Here is a 21,058-nt window from a genome sequence, read left to right on the forward strand (position 1 = left end):
TACCTCGCGCGAGGTGAGCTGGGCCGCCGTCAGGTGGCAATAAGGGAGGTCAGCCGGCTTGGGGGACTGTCTCGGCGGACAAGAGCTCCGTCAGTTCCGTGGACACGGATGCCAGAACGCGCAGGCGTTCCGTCGTTCGGGTCAGCGCCACGTAGAGACCGCCGACGCCCTCCTCGCTGCCGAGCGGGGCGATGCGGCCGGGCTCGACGATGACCACCGCATCGAACTCGAGGCCTTTGGCCTGCTGCGGGGTGATGAGGGCGATCTGATGGTCCAAGCCCGTGACCGAACGCCCGAAATCGAAGTCCGCGATCGCTTCGGCGATGGAGTCGATGAGCCCCTCATCGGCGATGACTGCGATTTTCCCACCGTCGGCGGCGGACACCTCGGCTGCGACCGCTTCGGGGAGGGCTGCCAGCATCTCGGATTCGTCGGCGAAGGAATCCAACTGCGGATCCGATCCTCCCTGGCGAACCGATTCGACGAGTTCGAGCTGCGGGAAGTGCCGATGCAGGTAGCGGTTGGCCAGATCCATCACCGACTGCGGGGGTGCGGTAGGAGACCGTGAGCACTTGGAGGGCGAAACGGTCGCCGACGAATTCGGAGAGGATCGATGACCAGGTGCGGGCGTTGTCGACCTGCGAGGACTGTGCGAGGTCGCCGACGACGGTGGCCGACTTCGACGGTACGCGACGGAAGAGGATCCGCCACTGCATGGGAGTGAGCTCCTGCGCCTCATCGACGACGAGGTGGCCGTACGTCCACTCCCGGTCTTCCAGGGCACGTTCGGCCAAGGTCAACGACGGTCCCTGTTCCTCCCAGCGGGCCGCGAGGTCTCGGAGGAGACCATGCCGCCGGTCTCGGTCATATCGACTACGGCTTCGGCGTATTCGCGTGCCGAGTCATCCCTGGCCTGCGTCTGCTGCGGAGCGGAACCGAGAAGTTCGGCCAGCTCGTCCAGCAGCGGCACATCGTCGACGGTGAACTCGTCCCGACGCTGCTCGAGCAGAATCGACTGCTCGGCGGGAGTGAGGAGCTTTCGAGCGGCGGCCCGCAGCTTGTGCGGTCTGCCCAGCAGGGAGCGCAGAGCGGCGGCGGGGCCGATGGGGAACCACGCAAGGTTGAGGGCGCGACGGACGTCGACGGAGCTGCGCAGATCTTCGAGCAGCTCGGGCAACCTCTCTCCGGGTCCATCCAAGCCCATCTCACGGGCGAGGTCCTCGGCGAGGATCTTCAGCAGTCCGGTGACGAAACCGGTGCGGGCGGCATTATGCGGATCTCCGCTGCGACGAGCCCGATCGCGCGCGGACTGGACGTCCCGGCGACGCAGCATGATCGTGTGCGAACGCACCCGCATCTCGACGTCCTCATCCGGAATGCGCTGGTAGTTGGCAATATGGTTCTTCAGCACCCCAGCCATGACAGAGCGGCCCTTGATCTCGGCGACTGCCGGTGCGTCTACGGCATCCGTGTCGAGTCCCGGATACAGCTGACCCGGGGTGAGCAGTACGGCCCCGGTCTCGCCGAGGCTGGGCAGGACCTTCTCGATGTACTTGAGGAACACCGTGGACGGTCCGACGAGGAGGACACCGGACTTCGCGATGCGCTCCCGGTGACGGTAGAGCAGGAACGCGGCACGGTGGAGGGCCACGGCGGTCTTGCCGGTGCCCGGCCCGCCCTGGACGACGAGGACGCCGGAGAGCGGACGGCGGATGATCGCATCCTGTTCGGCCTGGATGGTCGCGACGATGTCGCCCATCCGGCCCGTGCGATGAGTGGTCAGTGCCGCGAGCAGTGCGCCTTCGCCCTGCAGGTTCGACCGCTGAGCGTCGTCGAGCGCGTCGATGTCGAGCACATCGTCTTCGATGCCGGTGACCTTCCGGTTCGCGGTGACGAGGTGACGGCGACGGGCGATTCCGTCGGGATTGGCGGCAGTCGACTGGTAGAAGCGTTCGGCGGCGGGGGCCCTCCAGTCGATGAGGATCTGCTGACGCTGTTCGTCTGTGAGCCCGATGCGGCCGATATAGGCAGGGGCGTCTTCGTCGACGATATCGAGGCGACCGAAGCACAGTCCCTCCTCGGCGCCGTCGAGGCGGATGAGCTGATCCTCGTACAGTGTCGCGAAGGCATCGCGTTCGGCGCGGTGCTGGTGATTGCCTCCGACTTCGGAGATCCTCACCGTGCCCAGGCGGGCTGTCGTCTCCTCCCGGAGCTCATCGAGGCGGGCATAGAGCTCGTCGAGCTTGATCTGCTCGACACGAATTTCTGAAGTTTCCGTCATCTCACCTTCTTGGGTCGGCATTCAATTATGCCGAACTTTCCCCGTCGTCTGTAGTCGCAAAGTCATTTCGGACCGGGGCGTACCTCACATTCCAGCATTCCAGGCGAGCGCGGGCGGGCGCGGAGGTCAGAGGCCCACGCGGGAGCGGAAAGCGGGTGCTCGAGCAGAGCAGGCAGGTGATGGAGTCAGAGGCCCAAGCGGGAGCGCAGGCTCGACCCCGCCAGGAATGTCGCCGAGGAGGCGGCGGTGCGCAGACTGCGGTCGAGACCGTTCGCATCGAGCGGAGTGTGGGAGGCGAAGACGACGACATTGCCGCGTCGACGTCCCTTGAGGATCGCCGGTTCCGTGGCGGCGGCAAGATGGGCGAAATGTTTGCCGAGGATGCGGAGCTCGGTCCGGAGAACGTTGTGGTCGCCGGTGTCGGGCACATTGGCGACATAGAGTCCGGAGTCCTTGACCGCCTCGGCGCAGGAGGCGAAGAACTCGGACGTCTGCAGGGACGCGGGAACCGAGTCGTGGTCGAAGGCATCCCGGACGAGGACGTCGAGGGTGTCGGGTCGGAACTTGCCGATCTCCACCGCGCCGTCGCCGGCACGCAGGGCCAAGGCCGGGGAGCGGGGCAGATCGAACCAGTCGCGGGCGAAGTCGAGCAGCTTGGCATCGATGTCGATCGCCGTCTGCTTCGATCCCGGCCGTGCCGCGTCCAGCGCCCTGGCCAGAGCACAGCCGGCGGCCCCGATGTGTGCGGCCCGCAGGGTCTGGTCGGGGAGTTCGACGTCGATGATGCGTCGCATCCAGTCGAGGTACTCAAAATCCAGCCGCTGCGGATCGCTGAGAGTGATCGACGACGAGGGGACCCCGTTGACGTGGAGCACATAGGAATCGGCCTCACCGTCGACCTTCTCCAACCGGGCCTCACCCGTTGAGATGTCGACCACTTGAGAACCAGGAGCTGTGTATATCCGTCGCTTCGCCACCCCTCACTTGTATGCCAGTGAGGCGTCTGAGGCAATTCGGCTCGGAATCTCGTGGGGACGACGGCCGTGACTCATCCACTCCTGCGCTGTGGACGGATTCGGCCCGTCCACAGGCGCCGGCCGGGGCCTGGAGGAATCGCCTCGGAGTCGGATTGAGTGGTTCCCAGTCAGGAGGTCCACTCGAGGAACGGGCCCACCCTCACCCACGGGAACCTCAACAACAGGCGGGTTCCCAACCGACACAGGAGGACACAGTGAAGACACCGGCCCGCACACCCGAGGACATCATCGGGATCATCCCGCACACTCTCGGCTACACCCCGCGCCGCAGCCTCGTCGCCGTCATCGTCGGCACGGAGAAGCAAGGGGCCCAGACCAGTTCGACGACGATGCGCATCGACTTCGACAGGGAGAGCGCGGCGCAGACACTGTCCGAAGGCGGCGGCTGGTACGCCGATCTCATCATGCGCGCCTGCACGGTCACCGGGGTGTTCCTCGTTCTCTACGATGACGACTACCAGCCGGTCAGCGCCTTCGGGGCCGGTGCCGACGCCGAATACGCGGAGGTCCACCGTGGTCTCATCCGGGCGGCCATCGATGAGCTGGCTCTGACCTTTGCTGCCAGAAGCGTCGACACTCTCAGCGCGTGGTGGGTCAACCAGGAGCACTTCGGACGCATCGACGAGGACGGCTATGACTGCACACCGCTGATCGAGGCCACCACCTCGGCATGTGCCACAGAACTCGTCGCCGGGGGATCCAACCCCGTCAGCGACCCCGAGGATCTCGTCATCTCCCCGATGCCCGCCGCAGCCTTCGCCGACAGTCGTCGCGGACACGCCGAGGAGTGGATGGGCACGGACGAGGCCTTCGCGATCCTCGCCGATGTCTATCCGCGCCTGAACGCGATGCGGCGCGAGGAGGAGGCGATCGACGAGGCGCGCATCCACGACCTGATGGACCTGCCGACAGTGATGGCGTTCGACACTCTGCTCGTGGAGCTCTGGTCACGCGACGCCCTCGAGATGATCCTCAGCTTCGACCACCCCGACTTCCCGCCCTCCCTGGTCAAAGAGCTCGACGGTGACGAACTCTGCACGCTGAGCCGCCGTGTCGTCTCCCAAGCACGGGCCGCTCAGGAGCTGGTCGGGCTCTCCTCACGTGCGCCGCGGCGCGAGACCTGATGCTCACCATCGCCTTGCTCAAGGACTACCTGCAGGCCGGCCACCCGCAGGCGAGAGCCAACACCTATGCCGTCATTGCCTGGTTCAAATGGTCGCTGGGTGGGTCGACGATGGCGCTGAGCTATGCGCGCGCCGCCATCGAACTCGAATCCGAACACGGCCTGGCCGAACTCATCGTCAGCGCGGTCAACATGGGATGCCTGCCCCGCTGGCTGACAGAGACTCAGAGTTCGACCATCTGATCGGGCCAGGGTGAGCGATCGACGTTGTCACCGACTGAACATCGGCACCGTGCCGTCGCCTACGGACCGACGTTGTCACCCATCGATCGATTCCGTCACCGACGGATCGGCTGGGACGGTCGGCCGCCTCGGCGAGGGGAGACAACGGGAGGCGAAAAGGGAACAGTTTCGCAGGTCACGTTGTTGCCGGGGAAAGTCAGGTCGTAACGCCGCGGAGCCGTGGAGGGCCGATTCGCAAAGCCGGGAATAACGTGAGAAAATTAAGCGTTGACCCAGTCATTGCACGATGGGCGAACTGTGCGTTCGCCCCGGACCGCACGCGGACCACTTGACTTGGGTCTTAGTACTGTCCGAATGCATGGGGAAGTTTCAACGCTCGCGAAAGGTGAACACGTGCCCAGAGTCGACAAGGAATCCACAACGGTGACGGAGAAGTCGGAGGGAACGGCCGGCTCGACCTCGACCGGTGGAACCAAGACCACTGCGGCGTCGAAGTCCACTGCGAAGAAGACGACCGCTGCCGGAACCAAGAAGGCGACGACTGCGAAGGCGACGACTGCGAAGTCGACTGCCGCAAAAACCGAGACGGCTGCGTCGAAGAAGACGACTGCTGCGAAGAAGACCACCGCAGCGAAATCGACTGCCGCTGCGAAGACGACCACGACGAAGGCCACCGCCGCCAAGGAAGCCAAGAAGGCGACCAAGGAGAAGAAGGCCGACGACGTCATCGACACCACCGAGGAGGTCGAACCGGCAGCGGACGCTCTGGCCACAGAGGAGAGCCCCGCCGAGGCGACCGAGACGAAGAACTCGGAAGAGAAGGAGAAGAACGCCGCCGTGGCCGAGGCCGGAGGCTTCATCGTCTCCGACGCCGACGAAGAGGACGCACCTGCCCAGCAGGTCGTCTCCGCCGGTGCGACCGCGGACCCGGTCAAGGACTACCTCAAGCAGATCGGCAAGGTGGCACTGCTCAACGCCGCCGAGGAAGTCGACCTGGCCAAGCGCATCGAGGCCGGAATGTACGCCGAGCACCTGCTCGACGGCGGCGAGGTGACCGACCCTCGCGAAACGATGGACTACAAGTGGATCATCCACGACGGTCGCATCGCGAAGAACCACCTGTTGGAGGCCAACCTCCGTCTTGTCGTGTCCCTGGCCAAGCGCTACACCGGCCGCGGAATGCTCTTCCTCGACCTCATCCAGGAAGGCAACCTCGGCCTCATCCGCGCCGTGGAGAAGTTCGACTACACGAAGGGCTTCAAGTTCTCGACCTACGCCACGTGGTGGATCCGTCAGGCGATCACCCGTGCGATGGCGGACCAAGCGCGGACGATCCGCATCCCGGTGCACATGGTCGAGGTCATCAACAAACTCGCCCGTGTGCAGCGTCAGATGCTGCAGGACCTCGGTCGCGAACCGACCCCGGAAGAGCTCGCGAAGGAACTCGACATGACGCCCGAGCGTGTCGTCGAGGTGCAGAAGTACGGCCGCGAGCCCATCTCTCTGCACACCCCGCTGGGTGAAGACGGCGACTCGGAGTTCGGCGACCTCATCGAGGACTCCGAAGCTGTTGTGCCTTCGGACTCGGTGAGCTTCACCCTCCTCCAGGAGCAGCTGCACTCCGTGCTCGACACGCTCTCGGAGCGTGAAGCCGGAGTGGTGTCCATGCGCTTCGGACTCAACGACGGTCAGCCGAAGACCCTCGACGAGATCGGCAAGGTCTACGGAGTCACCCGTGAGCGAATCCGCCAGATCGAGTCGAAGACGATGGCCAAGCTGCGCCACCCGTCCCGCTCGCAGGTGCTGCGCGACTACCTCGACTGAGTCTCGTTCTCGAGTTCTGCTCGAGGTGAGATGAGCGAACGCCCCTGGGGATCTCCCAGGGGCGTTCGGCATTCAGCGTTGGGAATCAGCGACTGCGTCCGGTTCGGAACCGGAGGCACCGTGCGCGAATCAGAACCAGTCGATGATGCCGTCGAACAGGGCATCGGCGTACTTCCTCTGCCCGGACTTCGACTCCATGAGCTCCGCTTCGGACGGATTGCGCATCTCCCCGCATTCGACGATGACGGCGGGAACCGACGCATTGTTGAGACCGGCCAGGTCCGGGCGCCGGCTGATCGCGTCCTTTCCATAGGCCTTGTTCGGAGTGAACTCCTCACCCATCGAACTGCCCACGGACTTCGCCAGGTCCACCGATTTCTTCTCCGTCTTCTCGTCCTCGCCGGGATCGGCGACGATGATGTGGAAGCCCTTCACCGAACTCGACTCGCTGCCGTTGGCGTGGATGCTCACGAGCAGGTCCGCATCGTCGGCGAACGTCCCGCGCTCGTCCACACACGGTCCGACGCCCTTGTTGTCCTTGCGGCTGAGCACGACTTCGGCTCCCGCGTCGGTCAGCGACTTCTCCAGCCTCTTCGCCACCGCCCAGGTGAAATCGGCTTCCGGGTAGTCGGAGTTCGTCGAGGTGCCCGTGGTGTTGCAGGCCTTCGTCCCGCCGCGTCCGTCCGGCACCTGCCGGTTGATCTCGTCCGGATGCTTCGCATTGCCGCCGTTGTGTCCGGGATCGATCGCAATGACCTTCCCCTCCAGGTCCGCGTCCTCCGCCTTCGCCGAGGCAGTCCCCGACTTCGCGTCGTCACCGCCGTCTGCGCTGCTGTCGGCAGAGGGGGACCGGCCGGTGGTCTCGGTCGCCTGAGCCGTCCGTCCGGGGGCATCCGAGCCCTGGCAGCAGGCCGCCAAGCCGGGCAGGCTCAGTGCGGCAGCGGCAAGGAGGCTGGGTACGAGGAGGCGATGATGCATGGCTCTATTGTTTCAGCTCTGCAGTGCCCATGGTCGCGTTCGTCCGGATGGATTCCCGACACGAGCCGCAGAGAATAGGGTACTGAGCGCGCAGCGATTAGAATTTAATCGAACGAGAGGAATTGTGTGGAAGACGAAAGCTACGGCGCAAGGCACCTGTCCGTCCTGTCCGGTCTTGAAGCGGTTCGCAAGCGGCCCGGCATGTATATCGGCACGACCGATTCCCGTGGTCTCATGCACTGCCTGTGGGAGGTCATCGACAATTCCGTCGACGAGGCCCTCGGCGGGCACGGATCCGAGATCCTCATCGAACTCGCGGCCGACGGCTCGGTGGCCGTCACCGACAAGGGGCGCGGCATCCCCGTCGACATCGAACCGAAAACCGGTCTGACCGGCGTCGAGGTCGTCATGACCAAGCTCCACGCCGGCGGCAAATTCGGCGGCTCGTCCTACGCCGCCTCGGGCGGACTGCACGGAGTCGGCGCCTCGGTCGTCAACGCCCTGTCCGCTCGCCTCGACGTCGAGGTCACCCGCGGTTCGAAGGTGCACAAGATGTCCTTCCGCCGAGGCATACCGGGACGCTTCGACGATTCCTCCGGCACACCGAGCCCCGACAACCCCTTCGAGGAATTCCAGGAACCGACCGGTCTCGACATCGTCGGCAAAGCCAAGCGCGGCGCGACCGGCACCCGTGTCCAGTATTGGGCCGATCCGCAGATCTTCCTGTCCAAAGCCCAATTCGACTACCAGCATCTGGTCGAGCGCGCCCGTCAGACGGCCTTCCTCGTGCCCGGCCTCGAGCTGCGCATCGTCGACCGGCGCGGTGTCGCCCGTGACGAGACGGGCGCAGTCATCGAGGAGCGCGAAGAGGTCTTCAAGTTCGACGGCGGAATCACCGAATTCGTCGACCACCTCTCGATCGACCCGCCGATCACCGACACCTGGCGGCTGCAGAACACCGGCACCTTCAAGGAGACTGTCCCGGTGCTGAACTCCTCGGGTCACCTCGAGTCCAAGGAAGTCGAACGTGAGGTCGGCGTCGATATCGCTCTGCGCTGGGGGACCGGCTACGACACGAAGCTGAAGTCCTTCGTCAACGTGGTCGCCACACCACAGGGCGGCACGCACCTGTCCGGGTTCGAACAGGCCTGTCTGAAGGCCATGCGCAAGGCCGTCGACGCCAACGCACGCAAACTCAAGGTCGGCAAGGACAAACTCGAGAAGGATGATGTTCTCGCCGGCATCACCGCCGTCGTCACCGTGCAGCTGGCCGAACCGCAGTTCGAAGGCCAGACCAAGGAAGTCCTCGGCACCGCGGCAGTGCGACAGATCGTGGCGAAGACCGTCGAGACTCAGCTCGGCGATGTGCTCGCCTCGACCAAGCGTGCCGAGAAGCAGCAGGCCGCGGTGCTCATGGAGAAGGTCGTGGCCGAGATGAAGTCGCGCATCTCCGCCCGCACCCACAAGGAGAACCAGCGGCGCAAGACCGCATTGGAAGCCTCCTCGCTGCCGGCGAAGCTCTACGACTGCCGCGACAACGGGGTGGAGAACACGGAGCTGTTCATCGTCGAGGGCGACTCTGCGATGGGCACGGCGAAAGCCGCGCGCAACTCCGACCACCAGGCGCTGTTCCCCATCCGCGGGAAGATCCTCAACGTGCAGAAGGCGACCTTGGCCGACATGCTCGCCAACGTCGAATGCTCTGCGCTCATCCAGGTCATCGGCGCCGGCTCCGGGCGCAGCTTCGATATCGACGCCGCCCGCTACGGACGAGTCATCATCATGACCGACGCCGATGTCGACGGCGCCCATATCCGGACTCTGCTTCTCACCCTGTTCTTCCGGTACATGAAGCCGCTGGTCGAAGCCGGTCGCGTCTTCGCCGCAGTGCCTCCGCTGCACCGGGTGGAGGTCGTGACGAAACGCGGAACGCCCAACGACGTCATCTACACCTACACCGAAGCCGAGCTCCACGCTCTGCTGAAGAAACTCGAGAAGCAGAAGAAGACCTACAAGGAACCGATCCAGCGCTACAAAGGCCTCGGCGAGATGGATGCCGACCAGCTGGCCGAGACGACCATGGACCCGAGCATGCGCACCCTGCGGCGCGTGACGATGGCCGATGCCGAGATGGCGGAGAACACCTTCGAACTCCTCATGGGATCCTCGGTCGGGCCGCGCAAGGAGTTCATCGTCTCCGGCGCCGCCGTCCTCGATACCGAACGCATCGACAGCTGAGAACGACGACTTAGTCAGCACCAACTGATCCGAGTCAGCACCCACCCAACTGAGCCCGGGCCGATCGTCGGTCCGGGCTCAGATGCCGAAGGCGGACGGTGTGACGATGAGCAGAGTCGGCAGGAGCAGAAGCAGAACGGCGAGTCCGATCGACATCAGCCGCACGGGGATCCGCGCCGGGTCCAAGGGATGTGACAGGCGCTGGATGCGCAGGGCTGACAGATCACCGCGGTGCTCGGGACTGATCGCTGCGGCGGAGCTCACTGCCTGAGCCAGGATCTGCGGATCGACATGGTCGCGCGCCTGATCATCGGCCATGAGCTCGATGAGCCGATTCACCGAATTCAACCCGATCGCCGTGGCGGAGAAGTACGGCAGAGCACGATGCCAGGCGGCAAAGGGGATGACGAGCACATCGTGCCGGAAATCCAGATGGGCCCGCTCATGGGCGATGACGGCAGTGCGCTCATCCTCGTCGAGGGCCTTGAGCAGACCGGTCGACAGGACCGCAGTGCCCTTCCGTGGCCCCTTGGGCAGGCAGTAGGCGACGGCTTCATCGGTGGTGATGATGCGGGTATCCGGGTAGGCGATGGACGGTTCGCTGAGCAGGTGCAGGATCTCGTCGTGGCGCAGACGGGTCTGCCGTGCCGAATAGAGCGTCAGAACCAGGCAGCCGAGGAGGCGGGCGATGAGGAGGACGGCGATGACGAGGAAGATCCATGCCAGCAGCGACAGCTGGGTGTGGTCCTTGCCGCGGATGAGATCGAACAGCCCCTGGGGAAGGCTCGTCGTGCCCGGGGCGACGGCGAAGGCGAGAGCGGCGCCGATGAGGGAGAGCCCTCCGGAGAGTCCGACGGCCTGCCAGAGGACGACCTCGGAGATCGGGTCACCGCGGAATCGAGCGAGTGCCGCAGGAATTGGCCATGCCAGCAGAAAAGCCAGCACGGCCAGAATGATTCCCACGATGGTCATTGAGGTGACCGGCCTGGGTCAGGACTGCGTCGAGTGATTGCGCCCGAGCAGATTGCGCAGCGCCTTGGTATCGGCCTCCGAGACGGTGCCGAGGAAGCGAGCGAGGACAGCCTGACGATCCGGTGCCTGAGACAGCATCTCGGTCATCAGCTCGGCCACGTGATCCTCACGGGTCGAGACCGCGACATAGCGGTGCGGTCGGATGCTGCGATCGCGAGTGACGAAGCCCTTCTTCTCGAGTCGAGACAGGACCGTATGGACCGTCGTCAGTGCGAGCTCACGATCCGAGAGGACCTCGCGGAGCTCGGCGGCACTCAACCCGTCGTCGTGGACCCAGATGGCGTCCATGACGCTGCGTTCGAGTTCACCCAGTGTTCCCACAGTTCTTTCGCCCTCAATTTCTTTGTCGGTCTGATCGCACCAGTATATCTCTACGGGCTGTCGAATTCCACACAGGCGCCTGAGCTTCGGTCCGGTGGCGGCCCTGGTCAGGCGTCCTTGTTCGAGCGCATACTTGGAACCGGGAGTCTTGAATGATGAAACCACTCGGGTGGGGTTACTACGAACTGTAGAATTCTACGTGACGTAGAAACAATGCTCGTGTGAAACCTGAATGGAGCGCCCATGGAGCTGGACCCGGTCCTCATCGGACGGTGGCAATTCGGAATCACGACGGTTTACCACTTCTGGATGGTGCCGTTGACCCTGGGACTGGGCATGCTCGTGGCGGTCCTGCAGACGATCTACCACCGCACCGGCAACGAGGTGTATCTGCGGAGCACGAAGTTCTTCGGCAAGCTCTTCCTGATCAACTTCATCATGGGTGTGGCCACCGGTCTGGTCCAGGAATTCCAGTTCGGCATGGCCTGGAGCGAATACTCCCGCTTCGTCGGCGATGTCTTCGGCGCGCCCTTGGCCTTGGAGGCCCTGCTGGCCTTCTTCCTCGAATCGACGTTCCTCGGCCTGTGGATCTTCGGCTGGGGCCGACTGCCCCGGGCGGTCCACCTCGGCTCACTGTGGTTGGCCGTCATCGGCACATGGCTCTCGGCCTACTTCATCATCGTCGCGAATTCCTGGATGCAGCACCCGGTCGGCGTGGAAATGGTCGACGGTCGGCCAGTGATGACCGACGTCTGGGCTGTGCTCGGCAACAACACCGCCATCGCCGCCTTCACTCACGCGATCTTCGGCGCCCTGGCCGTCGGCGGTTCCTTCCTCCTCGGCATCTCGTGGTACCACCTCTACCACCGGCGCAAGGCCGGAATCGACAGCGTCGGCGCGACGGCAAGGTCATCGTCGGCTCGTCGAAGGAGCTCCCCGGACGGGACAAGATGGACCACACGGTGTGGATCAAGTCCCTGCGCATCGGCGCGATCGTCGGGATCTTCGCCTTCGCCGGGGTCTCGATCACCGGTGATATCCAGTCCAAGCTGATGTTCGAACAGCAGCCCATGAAGATGGCCTCCGCCGAGGCGGCCTGCCACGACGGCACCCAATTCTCCGTGCTCACGATCGCCGACCCTGCATCGAACGACTGCGACGGAGTCGAGAACATCTTCGAGATCCCCGGTCTGCTGTCGTTCCTGGCTAACGGCGACTTCGACACACCGGTCCACGGAGTGACGACGCTGCTGCCGGAATACCAGGAGCGCTACGGCACCCATATCCCCGACGACCCGCGGTACGGCGAACACGCCGGCGAACCGGTCGACTATCAGCCGATCATGATCGTCACCTACTGGGGCTTCCGCATGATGATCGGCTTCGGCGCCCTGGCCGCAGGAGTCTGCGTCATCGGACTCTGGCTGGCCCGCAAGGGCACGGTGCCCGAGTCGAAATGGCTCAGTCGCGGATTCGTCCTGGCCATTACGGCACCGTTCCTCGCGAACTCGGCCGGATGGATCTTCACCGAGATGGGACGTCAGCCCTTCGTCGTCGCACCGAACCCGGCACAGCTCGACGGGGTGTATATGTACACCCAGGCGGCGCTGTCACCGGAGGTGACGCCTGGGATGCTGCTGTTCTCCCTGATCAGCCTCACCACCGTCTACGGAATTCTGATGGTCGTCGAACTGCGGCTGATCACGAAGTACGTCAAGGGCGGAGTCGCCTCGGCGATGCCCGAACTCGACCAGACGAATACGAAACCCACGATCACCGACAACGGCGACGACGTCCTGTCGTTCGCGTACTGAGGGAAGGTCACGATGGAAATCCTCGCCACAATCTGGTTCGTCCTCATCGTCGTGCTCTGGATCGGATACCTGTTCCTCGACGGGTTCGACCTCGGTGTGGGCATGATGATGCCCTTCCTCAGCCGCAGCGAACGCAGCAAGCGCGTTCTGCTCAACTCGATCGGTCCGGTCTGGGAAGGCAACGAGGTCTGGCTGATCACCGCGGCCGGAGCGATGTTCGCTGCCTTCCCACACTGGTACGCCTCCCTGTTCTCAGCGCTCTACATTCCGCTGACCATCTGCCTGCTCGCACTGATCTTCCGCGCCGTGGCCATCGAATACCGCGGAAAGGGCCACTCGGAAAGGTGGAGGTCCTTCTGGACCTGGGCCCTGGCCGTGGGATCGGCCGGAACCGCCTTCTGCATCGGTGCGATGCTCGCGCTGACTTCCATCGGTCTGCCGCTCAACGACCATGGCGATATGATCGGCGGCGCCTTCGCCTGGATCTCGTGGCCGGCACTCGTCGGCGGACTCGGCGGACTTGGCTTCTCCCTGGCCCACGGACTCATCTACCTCGGCCTCAAGACTCAGGACGATGTCCGGGCACGGTCGCGGCGCTGGGCTGGTCGGATCATGCTGCCGGCCGCGATTCCGTTCCTCATCTGGTTCGCCTACTCGATCACCCAGCGGACCTGGCTCGTCGTCCCGGTGCTCATCTCGATCGCCGCACTCGTCGCCGCGTTCTTCGCAGTCCGAGCCGGGGCCGAGAAGCCCGCCTTCATCCTGCACGGGATCTACCTCATCGCGGGACTGGCCGCGGCTTTCGCCGGTGCCTTCCCGAACGTGCTGCCCTCGACGATCGATCCGGCGAACTCGCTGACGATCGCTGCGGCATCCTCGTCGGATTACACCCTGAACGTCATGCTCATCGTGACGATCGTGATCCTGCCGATCATCATCGCCTACCAGATCTTCAGCTACCGGATGTTCCTCGGCCGCATCGCCGAGACCCACATCCCCGAAGCGCATAAAGTGCCGGTGGCGATCCGGTCGTGAGCTCGCCTCTGTCGATTCTGCTCGAGCTGCCGACCGGTCGGCGGGGCTTGGCGCTGTCTGTGCTCTCCGCCCTGTGCCGCGCGGTGGGAATCGTCCTCATCGCCGAAGCCCTGGTCAGAGCGATTATCGGTCACAGTGCGCCCGGGATGTGGGTGGTGCTCGGAGCCCTCGGTGCACTGCTGCGCGGCGGCGGCCTCTGGCTCGACCGGAGCTTGGGCACCCGTCTGGCCTCCGCATCGAAACGCGGACTGCGTCTGCAGATCCTCTCGGGCCTGCTGCGCGGTCGGGGACGCCCGCGCACGAATGCGGCAGTCACTGTCACCCGCGGAATAGACGATCTCGACGACTATTTCACCACCGTGGTGCCGGCGCTGACTGCGGCGGCCGTGGTGCCCATCGTGCTGCTGGTGCGCATCCTCTTCAGCGATGTCCTCTCGGCGGTCATCATCGCGGTGTGCCTGCCGTTGGTGCCGATGTTCATGGTGCTCATCGGCCGCTATACGGCCGACTCGACCGCGGAGACCATGGCGGCTCTGGAACGACTGTCGGATCATCTGGCCGAACTCGCCGAGGGGCTTCCCGTCCTCATCGGTCTCGGACGTTCACGCGATCATGCGCGCCGACTGCGGGAATTGGGGGAGCGCTACCATCAGGCGAACCTCACGACTCTGCGCATCGCATTCCTTTCGAGCCTGGCTCTCGAACTCATCGCCACGATCTCGGTGGCCCTCGTGGCCGTGGTCATCGGTCTGCGCTTGGTCAACGGAACGATGGACCTCAGCGACGGTCTGCTGGTCCTGCTCATTGCACCCGAATGCTTCATCCCTCTGCGAGAGCTCGGAGCCGGGTATCATGCGAGCGAGAACGGCCGCGAAGCCCGGGGGAGAGCCCAGGCGCTGCTGTCTGAGACGCACGCGGGAGGGGAGCCGACGGCCACTGAGTCGACTGCGGGCACCGAGCCGACGACCACTGATTCGATGGCGGCCATGGATTCGACGGTCACCGACTCGACGGCGGCCGGGGAGCGCACGCCCGACACATCAGGTCGACCGGGCGAGCAGCGGGTCGTCTATGCCGACGGCACACTCATCACCTGGTCGGGTACCATCGACACCCGGCCGGGCGTGACGACGATCAGCGGCAGGTCGGGAACCGGCAAGACCACTGTGCTCAGCGCTCTGGTCGGCAGTCTGCCGGCAGACGCGCACTCGACCGTCGATCCGGTGACCGCCGCGTATGTGCCGCAGGCTCCGCGCACGTTCGCTGAGACCATCGGTGCCGAACTCGACCTCTTCGGACTCGATGAGGATCGCGCACGGACGGCTCTGTCGGCCGCCGGACTGCCTGCCGATCTGCAGGTGCAGACGGCGGCGCTCAGCCCCGGCCAGCAGCGCAGGCTGGCGTTGGTGCGTGTGCTGCACCGCCTCGGTGACGGGGCCGAGGTGCTTGTCCTCGATGAACCGACCGCGCACCTCGACGCCGACAACGCCGACATCGTCATCAGCTTGATCGCCGAGGCGGCCGCCACCCACCGGGTGATCCTCGCCAGCCATGACGAACGGGTCCGTGCCCTGGCGGACACGGAGATCCGCCCGGAGAAGACCCGGATCCCAGTGAACGAGAAGGCAGAACCAGCGGTTGCGACGGCCGCCATGGCCGCGGCTCAGAGCAGAGCCGACACGGTCGACACCGCTGCCGCAGCCGCGCGGGACGAAGACTCCGGGACTGAGTCCCGGACATGTTCCGGAAGCGCCCCAGGATATCGCTCCGGGGTCGAGAGGCAGCCGGATGTCGACAAGCGGCAGTCCCGGGAAGAGTCCTGGACGGCGGCTCTGCGTCGACGCTGGTCGATTCTGTCCTCGAGTCTTCCGCTGTTCACCCCGACCATGCTGGTGGCCGCCCTCACCGCCTGCGCGTCGAGCCTCGCCGCCATCGCCCTGAATGCGGTCTCTGCTTGGCTCATCGTCGAAGCCTCCTACCAGCCGCCGATCATGCTGCTCATGGTCGCCATCGTCGGTGTGCGCTTCTTCGGGCTCAGCCGGTCCGTGCTGCTCTATGTCAGCCGGCTGAAGCTGCATTCGGCGATCTTCGCCGCACTCACCCGACTGCGCACCCGGCTGTGGGAGCACTTCGAACGCGTCGGCATGAGCGATCGGCGACTGCTGACCTCGGACTCCGCACTGCGCGCCATGGTCGCCGACGCCGATGATGTCCGCGACCTGGTGCCCCGGACTCTGTTCCCGCCGCTCGTCTCGACTTTGGTCGTCATCGGCGTGAGCATCACCGCCGCACTCCTCGACGTGAGTTCCCTGGGATGGTTCGTCCTTCTCGGCGTCATCAACCTCGTCATCGTCCCGATCGTCGTGATCCGGGCGGAGAGTCGCCTCGTTCACGGAATCAGGGACGACCGCAACCGGATCCTGTCCGTGCTCACTCGCGCCCTGCATGCGAAGGACGATCTGCGCACCAACCGGGTCGATTCCCGGGTCCTCGGTCTGTTGGCCGGTCTGGAGTCCGACCTCGAGGCGAAGCAGAAAGCCTCTGCCCGCAACTTCGGACTCGCCCAACTGTGGTTGCAGCTGAGCACGTTCACCACCGCGGTGATCCTGGCGGCGACCACAGAGGCTCCGACCGAGAGCGTCGCCGTGCTGTCCCTCATTGCATTGGGACTGGGTGAAGTGTTCGCTTCGGCACTCGACGCATTCCGTCAGCTGCCCGGGCTGGGCGCGGCACTGGACTGCCTGCCCGAACCGACCTCTGTGGGGGACTCCGATGCCGAGGCATCGTCGGGAGTCGAAGCGGCTGTCGAAGGCGCCGCGGATATCGACGATTCGGCCCGCAAGCCGGCTTTCGCAGACGAGCTCGTCGGAGTCGAGGCCCTCGAACTCGACACGATCACCGTCGGCTGGGATGACCAGGCTGTTGTCTCAGGTCTCGACCTGAGAGCCCAACGCGGCGGTTGGACCGTGCTGTGCGGCGACAGCGGAACGGGCAAGACGACGAGCCTGAGTGTGCTCCTGCGGTTTCTCGACCCCTGGTCCGGAAGCTACCGCGCCCGAGACCGGAACGGGACCGGCCACGATATGCTCACACGCTCACCCGAGGACCTGGTCGGCCGAATCGCCTGGTGCCCTCAAGAAGCACACGTCTTCCGCTCCACCGTGCGCGGAAATCTCGCCCTCGCTCAGCGATCGGTTCCCGGAGACAACGAGATGACGGCCGCACTGAGAGCGGCGGGCTTGGGCGACTGGGCCGACGCCGAGGGGCTCGACCGGTGGGTCGGCGACCGGGGGACGGAGATCTCCGGCGGTCAGCGACAGCGATTGGCAGTGGCCAGGACATTGCTGACCGGGGCCGATGTGATCGTCCTCGACGAACCGACGGCACACCTGGACGATGAGACGGCACGGCTGCTCATCGACGATCTGCGCGGGAACCTGCGCGACCGCACGGTCGTCATGGTCACCCATGACCGGCGACTGATCGCGGACGGCGATGAGGTCGTCGATCTCGGAACACAGGTTCCCGAGGTCGAACGCTCGAGAGTCTGAGGTCAGTCCCGCTTCGAGCCGAACATGATCTCGTCCCAGCTCGGGATCGAGGCACGCGAATTCTTCTTCGACTTCGGCTTCGAATCCTTCGCCGAGGCGGAGTCCTTGAACTGATCGGAGTGATCGCTCACTCCGGGCTCATTGAGCAGCGAGAGCTGATTCTCGTCGTCGAAGACACCGACCTTCTCGGTCGGCTCCTGCGGCTCCTCAGCAGAGGGAGCCGAATCCTCGAAGGCGAAGACCTCGTCATCGGTGGCGGCTTCGGGCTGGCCGGGAGCGGTGTGCGCTCCCTGCGGGTGAGTCTCGGGATCCTCGGTGACCGCACGCAGACGGGTCCGCGGCTCCTCCTCGGTGTGGCGGCGCTTGCGCAGGTTCTCCAGGATCCGGCCGGTCTCGGCCTGGTGATCGCGGGCCTGCTGCGACGGAGCCGAGCCGGCGGTGGGACGACCGGTCCGTCCGAGGCGATCGACGCGGACGACTGATCGGTGTTCGGGAGGACATCGACCTCCTCGGTGTTCCTCTGACGTTCGGCACCGCTTCCGTAGTTAGGGATCGGTCCAGTATCGGTGGGGCCGGAATCGGCGAGCCACTTCGCCTCATCGTCGATCGGGGTGAGCGACCTGCGGTAGTAGTGCCAGCTGGCGGTGCGGACACGGTCGGCGGCAGTGAAGCTGAGCTGGATGTACCAGTTGCCGTCCTGCTGCTTCCAGGAATCCCACTCCATCGTCTCGATATCGACGTCGCGCATCGCCAGACGTTCCTGACACAGCTCGATGAGCGGAGTCGGCTCGCCGTTGGGATCGTGATCGGAATAGATGGGATGACGGCTGGCGAGGTAGGCGGTGCGTTCGCGCTCGGCCATGGCCGGACTTTCATAGGTGCGCACATATTCGATGTCGGCACCGGTGGCGGCCACGACCTCCTCGGCGTCCATGCCGCCGCGGATCATGGCCTGGATCTCTTTCGGGCGCACGGGAGTCTCGGGCTTGGTCTGGGAGCGGTCCCTGCGGACCGCGGCGATGAGAGCCTCATCGAGGACGACTCGGTACTGAAGCCCGTTCTCGTCGTTCAACAGCAGATGGGTGCCGTCTGCGTTGACTCCGTTCAAGATCAGTTCACGCATTGCCTTAAGCTCCTTTGTCGCGTCTCAGAAGCATCGTGTCACGTTCGGCGCGTCGTGCCGGGCAGATTTCAGCGCGAGTCGCGAAATCACGGGCCGGATCGACCGTCAGGGGTGCGAATCTGTGAGACCGGACACGAATGGGCCAGGCGTCGGCCCGCGGGCTGGGTCGAACGGCGTCTGCAGGGCTCGGGAGGCGTGGGCGCGGCAGGCGAGGGCATGGACGTGGGTGCCGGACCGATCTGCGTCTGCTCCGTGAGTGGGCACGGCTCACTCTGCGGACAGCGGGCCTTGCTGAGGTGCAGTCTGTAAGATCGAAAGTGTGAATACGACTGCACCCATCGACGCCCTGGTCCTCATGTCATTCGGCGGACCGGAGGCCCCAGAAGAAGTGGTTCCATTCCTTCGCAACGTCACCGCCGGCCGCGGGATTCCCGAGGAGCGGCTCGAGGAGGTGGGGGAGCACTATTTCGGCTTCGGCGGCAAGTCTCCGATCAACGATCAGAACAAGGCTCTGCTGGCCGCCCTGCGCGCCGAACTCGATCGCCGCGGAATCGACACTCCGCTGATCTGGGGCAACCGCAACTGGGATCCCTATCTCACCGATGAGGTCCGCAGTTTGGCCAAGGACGGTGCCACACAGTTCCTCTCGATCGACACCTCCGCCTACTCGTCCTACTCATCGTGCCGTCAGTATCGTGAGGACTTCGCGAAGACGATCGACACACTCAAGGATGAGGGCCTCACGGTCTCGATCGACAAGATTCGTCAGTTCTACAACCACCCCGGATATGCCGACGCCTGCGCGGACTGCCTGAACCAGGGCCTCGCCGATTTCCGGGCGAAGGTCGGGCAGATCGACTCGTCCAAGCACCGGATCCTCTTCGTCACCCATTCGATCCCGAATGTCATGCAGGATGCCTCTGCGGTGACCACCAACGGCTACCAGGCCCAGCACGAAGAACTCATCGACCACCTCATGGGGCGCATCGATGAGGCCGATCGTGTTCCCGCCGAGCTCGTCTACTGCTCGCGCTCGGGTTCGCCCGAGGTGCCGTGGCTCGAACCCGATGTCAACGACCGGATGACCGAACTCGCCGAGGAGGGTGTGACCGGGGTCGTGCTCGTGCCCATCGGCTTCATCTCCGACCATATGGAGGTCGCCTTCGATCTCGACACCGAGGCGAAGGAGACCGCCGAAGAGCTCGGCTTCGACTTCACTCGCGTGGCCACCGTCGGCACCCATGACGCCTTCGTCAAGGGACTGATCGACCTCGTCGAGGAGCGCGTCGCGCAGCTGCGCGGAGACGCCGTCGACGCGCCGGCTCTGCCCGGCACGAAGGCTCTGGTCCCCGGCAGCGGTGCCTGCAGCATCGACTGCTGCCGCGGCCGCATCGAACGTGCGACCTACCCGAACTGGGCCGTGGCGAACTGAGTTCTGGGACTGAGCGCCTGAACTGAGCGCCTGAACTGAGCCCCGGAGACGAAAGAACCCTCCCTCACCGAATCGGTGGGGGAGGGTTCTTCTCTGTGCTGTCTCTCAGTAATCCTCGGGACTCGGGATGACCGGCAGGGCGCCGGTCTCGGCCTGGATCACCTCGGCGATGGGGCCGGTGTCGACATCATTCCGACCGGCCAGTTCCATGAGGTTCTGCAGGTCGTCGATGAGATTTTCGACGAGGAAGTCGTCACCGGCAGACCGTGCCTCGTGAATGCGATGACGGACATCATCGATTCGGGTGTCGAGCTGATCAGCGAATTCACTCATTGTGGATCCGTCCTTCCTCGGGTCGCCTCCACAGGGGACGAACCCGGTAATCTACCGACAGGCAGTGCTGTCGGTGCTGTCCATCACAAGCATTCTTGCAGAGCTCTTCGTGAACTCTATGTGTGCTCTGTCCATGCAGACAAGCTGGTGACGAGAATCACCGCATCAAGTGCTCATCCCATCTTGCCAACGGCAAGCATACAGTGCACAATGCTGGGGACACATCTCGGAAGAGGAGAGTATGCTCCTCTTCAGCACCCCTCCGGACAGAGAGCGAAGAGGCCATATGGCAACAGACTACGACGCACCTCGCAAGCAAGACGATGAGATCAAAAGCGATTCGATCGAGCAGCTCAAGGCCCAGCGTTCCCAGGATCAGGCAAGCAAGATCGACGAAGACGAGACTGCAGTAGCCGAAGGCTTCGAACTTCCCGGTGCAGACCTGTCGAACGAAGAGCTCTCCGTTCGGGTTCTGCCCAAGCAGAACGACGAGTTCACCTGCATGGAGTGCTTCTTGGTCCGCCATCGTTCGCAGCTTGCGACCGAAGAAGGCGGGATCCCCATCTGCACGGACTGTGCAGGCTGAATCGCTTCTCTTCGCAGAAACAGACCGCGCCCTCGAAAGGGGCGCGGTCCGTTTTTCTCTCCCTACTACCTGACGGCGGCCCAGCAACCTCGCGCGAGGTTGCTGGG

At 64.6% G+C, this 21,058-nt stretch carries 16 protein-coding genes and 2 pseudogenes; 9 read left to right on the forward strand and 9 right to left on the reverse strand.

What is annotated here, in order from left to right; all coding sequences use genetic code 11:
• Positions 1-49 precede the first annotated feature (49 nt).
• From AC2W7L_RS17360 to AC2W7L_RS17370, 3 genes are all read right to left on the reverse strand, one after another.
• Complete coding sequence (locus tag AC2W7L_RS17360; protein WP_486005449.1) at positions 50-535, reverse strand: ATP-binding domain-containing protein; 486 nt, start codon at positions 533-535, stop codon at positions 50-52.
• 261 nt (positions 536-796) lie between these two features.
• Positions 797-2,281 (reverse strand): HelD family protein, encoded by a 1,485-nt coding sequence (locus tag AC2W7L_RS17365; protein ID WP_486005450.1) that lies wholly within the window; start codon positions 2,279-2,281, stop codon positions 797-799.
• Between the two features lie 185 nt (positions 2,282-2,466).
• Entirely contained in the window at positions 2,467-3,219 is a 753-nt protein-coding gene (locus tag AC2W7L_RS17370) for a spermidine synthase (RefSeq protein WP_486005451.1), read from the reverse strand.
• 293 nt (positions 3,220-3,512) lie between these two features.
• Between AC2W7L_RS17370 and AC2W7L_RS17375 the strand changes: the two genes are divergently transcribed.
• The 3 genes from AC2W7L_RS17375 (at position 3,513) to AC2W7L_RS17385 (ending at position 6,508) form a co-directional block, all read left to right on the forward strand.
• Positions 3,513-4,442 (forward strand): DUF4192 family protein, encoded by a 930-nt coding sequence (locus AC2W7L_RS17375; protein ID WP_486005452.1) that lies wholly within the window; start codon positions 3,513-3,515, stop codon positions 4,440-4,442.
• On the forward strand, positions 4,442-4,684 hold the full coding sequence (locus AC2W7L_RS17380) for a hypothetical protein (RefSeq protein ID WP_486005453.1): 243 nt from the start codon (positions 4,442-4,444) through the stop codon (positions 4,682-4,684). The genes AC2W7L_RS17375 and AC2W7L_RS17380 overlap by 1 nt, the downstream gene beginning before the upstream one ends.
• 354 nt (positions 4,685-5,038) lie before the next feature.
• Positions 5,039-6,508 carry an RNA polymerase sigma factor gene (locus AC2W7L_RS17385; protein ID WP_486005454.1) on the forward strand — a complete coding sequence of 490 codons (1,470 nt, stop codon included), beginning with the start codon at positions 5,039-5,041 and terminating at the stop codon, positions 6,506-6,508.
• Between the two features lie 129 nt (positions 6,509-6,637).
• On the opposite strand, the gene AC2W7L_RS17390 is transcribed toward AC2W7L_RS17385, so the two are convergent.
• Positions 6,638-7,486, reverse strand: a complete 849-nt coding sequence (locus AC2W7L_RS17390) for an N-acetylmuramoyl-L-alanine amidase (RefSeq protein ID WP_486005455.1) — start codon at positions 7,484-7,486, stop codon at positions 6,638-6,640.
• Positions 7,487-7,612: 126 nt separating this feature from the next.
• On the opposite strand from AC2W7L_RS17390, the gene AC2W7L_RS17395 reads away from it, so the two are divergent.
• Positions 7,613-9,724 carry a DNA gyrase/topoisomerase IV subunit B gene (locus tag AC2W7L_RS17395; protein WP_486005456.1) on the forward strand — a complete coding sequence of 704 codons (2,112 nt, stop codon included), beginning with the start codon at positions 7,613-7,615 and terminating at the stop codon, positions 9,722-9,724.
• 78 nt (positions 9,725-9,802) lie between these two features.
• On the opposite strand, the gene AC2W7L_RS17400 is transcribed toward AC2W7L_RS17395, so the two are convergent.
• Both AC2W7L_RS17400 and AC2W7L_RS17405 read right to left on the reverse strand, forming a co-directional pair.
• On the reverse strand, positions 9,803-10,696 hold the full coding sequence (locus tag AC2W7L_RS17400) for a M56 family metallopeptidase (protein WP_486005457.1): 894 nt from the start codon (positions 10,694-10,696) through the stop codon (positions 9,803-9,805).
• A gap of 18 nt (positions 10,697-10,714) precedes the next feature.
• The gene (locus tag AC2W7L_RS17405) at positions 10,715-11,077 is read right to left on the reverse strand and encodes a BlaI/MecI/CopY family transcriptional regulator (RefSeq protein ID WP_092013109.1); all 363 of its coding nucleotides are present in this window, start codon (positions 11,075-11,077) and stop codon (positions 10,715-10,717) included.
• Between the two features lie 249 nt (positions 11,078-11,326).
• Between AC2W7L_RS17405 and AC2W7L_RS17410 the strand changes: the two are divergent.
• From AC2W7L_RS17410 to cydC, 3 genes and pseudogenes are all read left to right on the forward strand, one after another.
• Positions 11,327-12,891, forward strand: a pseudogene (locus AC2W7L_RS17410) (cytochrome ubiquinol oxidase subunit I).
• A 12-nt stretch (positions 12,892-12,903) separates the two neighbouring features.
• Positions 12,904-13,926, forward strand: a complete 1,023-nt coding sequence (gene cydB / locus AC2W7L_RS17415) for a cytochrome d ubiquinol oxidase subunit II (protein ID WP_486005458.1) — start codon at positions 12,904-12,906, stop codon at positions 13,924-13,926.
• The gene (gene cydC / locus AC2W7L_RS17420; protein WP_486005459.1) at positions 13,923-17,477 is read left to right on the forward strand and encodes a thiol reductant ABC exporter subunit CydC; all 3,555 of its coding nucleotides are present in this window, start codon (positions 13,923-13,925) and stop codon (positions 17,475-17,477) included. Before cydB ends, cydC begins: the two co-directional genes overlap by 4 nt.
• A gap of 2 nt (positions 17,478-17,479) precedes the next feature.
• On the opposite strand, the gene sepH (AC2W7L_RS17425) is transcribed toward cydC, so the two are convergent.
• Complete coding sequence (gene sepH, locus AC2W7L_RS17425; RefSeq protein WP_486005461.1) at positions 17,480-17,860, reverse strand: septation protein SepH; 381 nt, start codon at positions 17,858-17,860, stop codon at positions 17,480-17,482.
• 14 nt (positions 17,861-17,874) lie between these two features.
• Positions 17,875-18,600: pseudogene (sepH, locus tag AC2W7L_RS17430) on the reverse strand (septation protein SepH); the annotation flags it as partial.
• A 319-nt stretch (positions 18,601-18,919) separates the two neighbouring features.
• On the opposite strand from sepH (AC2W7L_RS17430), the gene AC2W7L_RS17435 reads away from it, so the two are divergent.
• Entirely contained in the window at positions 18,920-20,032 is a 1,113-nt protein-coding gene (locus AC2W7L_RS17435) for a ferrochelatase (protein ID WP_486005460.1), read from the forward strand.
• Between the two features lie 105 nt (positions 20,033-20,137).
• Here AC2W7L_RS17435 and AC2W7L_RS17440 read toward each other — a convergent pair whose 3' ends face one another.
• Positions 20,138-20,365, reverse strand: coding sequence for a hypothetical protein (locus AC2W7L_RS17440; protein ID WP_167196853.1), 228 nt, complete (start codon positions 20,363-20,365; stop codon positions 20,138-20,140).
• 286 nt (positions 20,366-20,651) lie between these two features.
• Here AC2W7L_RS17440 and AC2W7L_RS17445 point away from each other — a divergent pair, with 286 nt between their 5' ends.
• Positions 20,652-20,951 carry a DUF4193 domain-containing protein gene (locus AC2W7L_RS17445; protein WP_025779694.1) on the forward strand — a complete coding sequence of 100 codons (300 nt, stop codon included), beginning with the start codon at positions 20,652-20,654 and terminating at the stop codon, positions 20,949-20,951.
• Positions 20,952-21,058: the final 107 nt, after the last annotated feature.

It is taken from the genome of Brevibacterium sp. LAARM3_SD1, from assembly GCF_057364765.1.

Coding starts and splice junctions, on each gene's coding strand:
- AC2W7L_RS17360 (WP_486005449.1), bottom strand. CDS start 535: ATGGATCTGGCCAACCGCTACCTGCATCGGCACTTCCCGCAGCTCGAA.
- AC2W7L_RS17365 (WP_486005450.1), bottom strand. CDS start 2,281: ATGACGGAAACTTCAGAAATTCGTGTCGAGCAGATCAAGCTCGACGAG.
- AC2W7L_RS17380 (WP_486005453.1), top strand. CDS start 4,442: ATGCTCACCATCGCCTTGCTCAAGGACTACCTGCAGGCCGGCCACCCG.
- AC2W7L_RS17385 (WP_486005454.1), top strand. CDS start 5,039: ATGCATGGGGAAGTTTCAACGCTCGCGAAAGGTGAACACGTGCCCAGA.
- AC2W7L_RS17390 (WP_486005455.1), bottom strand. CDS start 7,486: ATGCATCATCGCCTCCTCGTACCCAGCCTCCTTGCCGCTGCCGCACTG.
- AC2W7L_RS17400 (WP_486005457.1), bottom strand. CDS start 10,696: ATGACCATCGTGGGAATCATTCTGGCCGTGCTGGCTTTTCTGCTGGCA.
- cydB (WP_486005458.1), top strand. CDS start 12,904: ATGGAAATCCTCGCCACAATCTGGTTCGTCCTCATCGTCGTGCTCTGG.
- AC2W7L_RS17440 (WP_167196853.1), bottom strand. CDS start 20,365: ATGAGTGAATTCGCTGATCAGCTCGACACCCGAATCGATGATGTCCGT.
- AC2W7L_RS17445 (WP_025779694.1), top strand. CDS start 20,652: ATGGCAACAGACTACGACGCACCTCGCAAGCAAGACGATGAGATCAAA.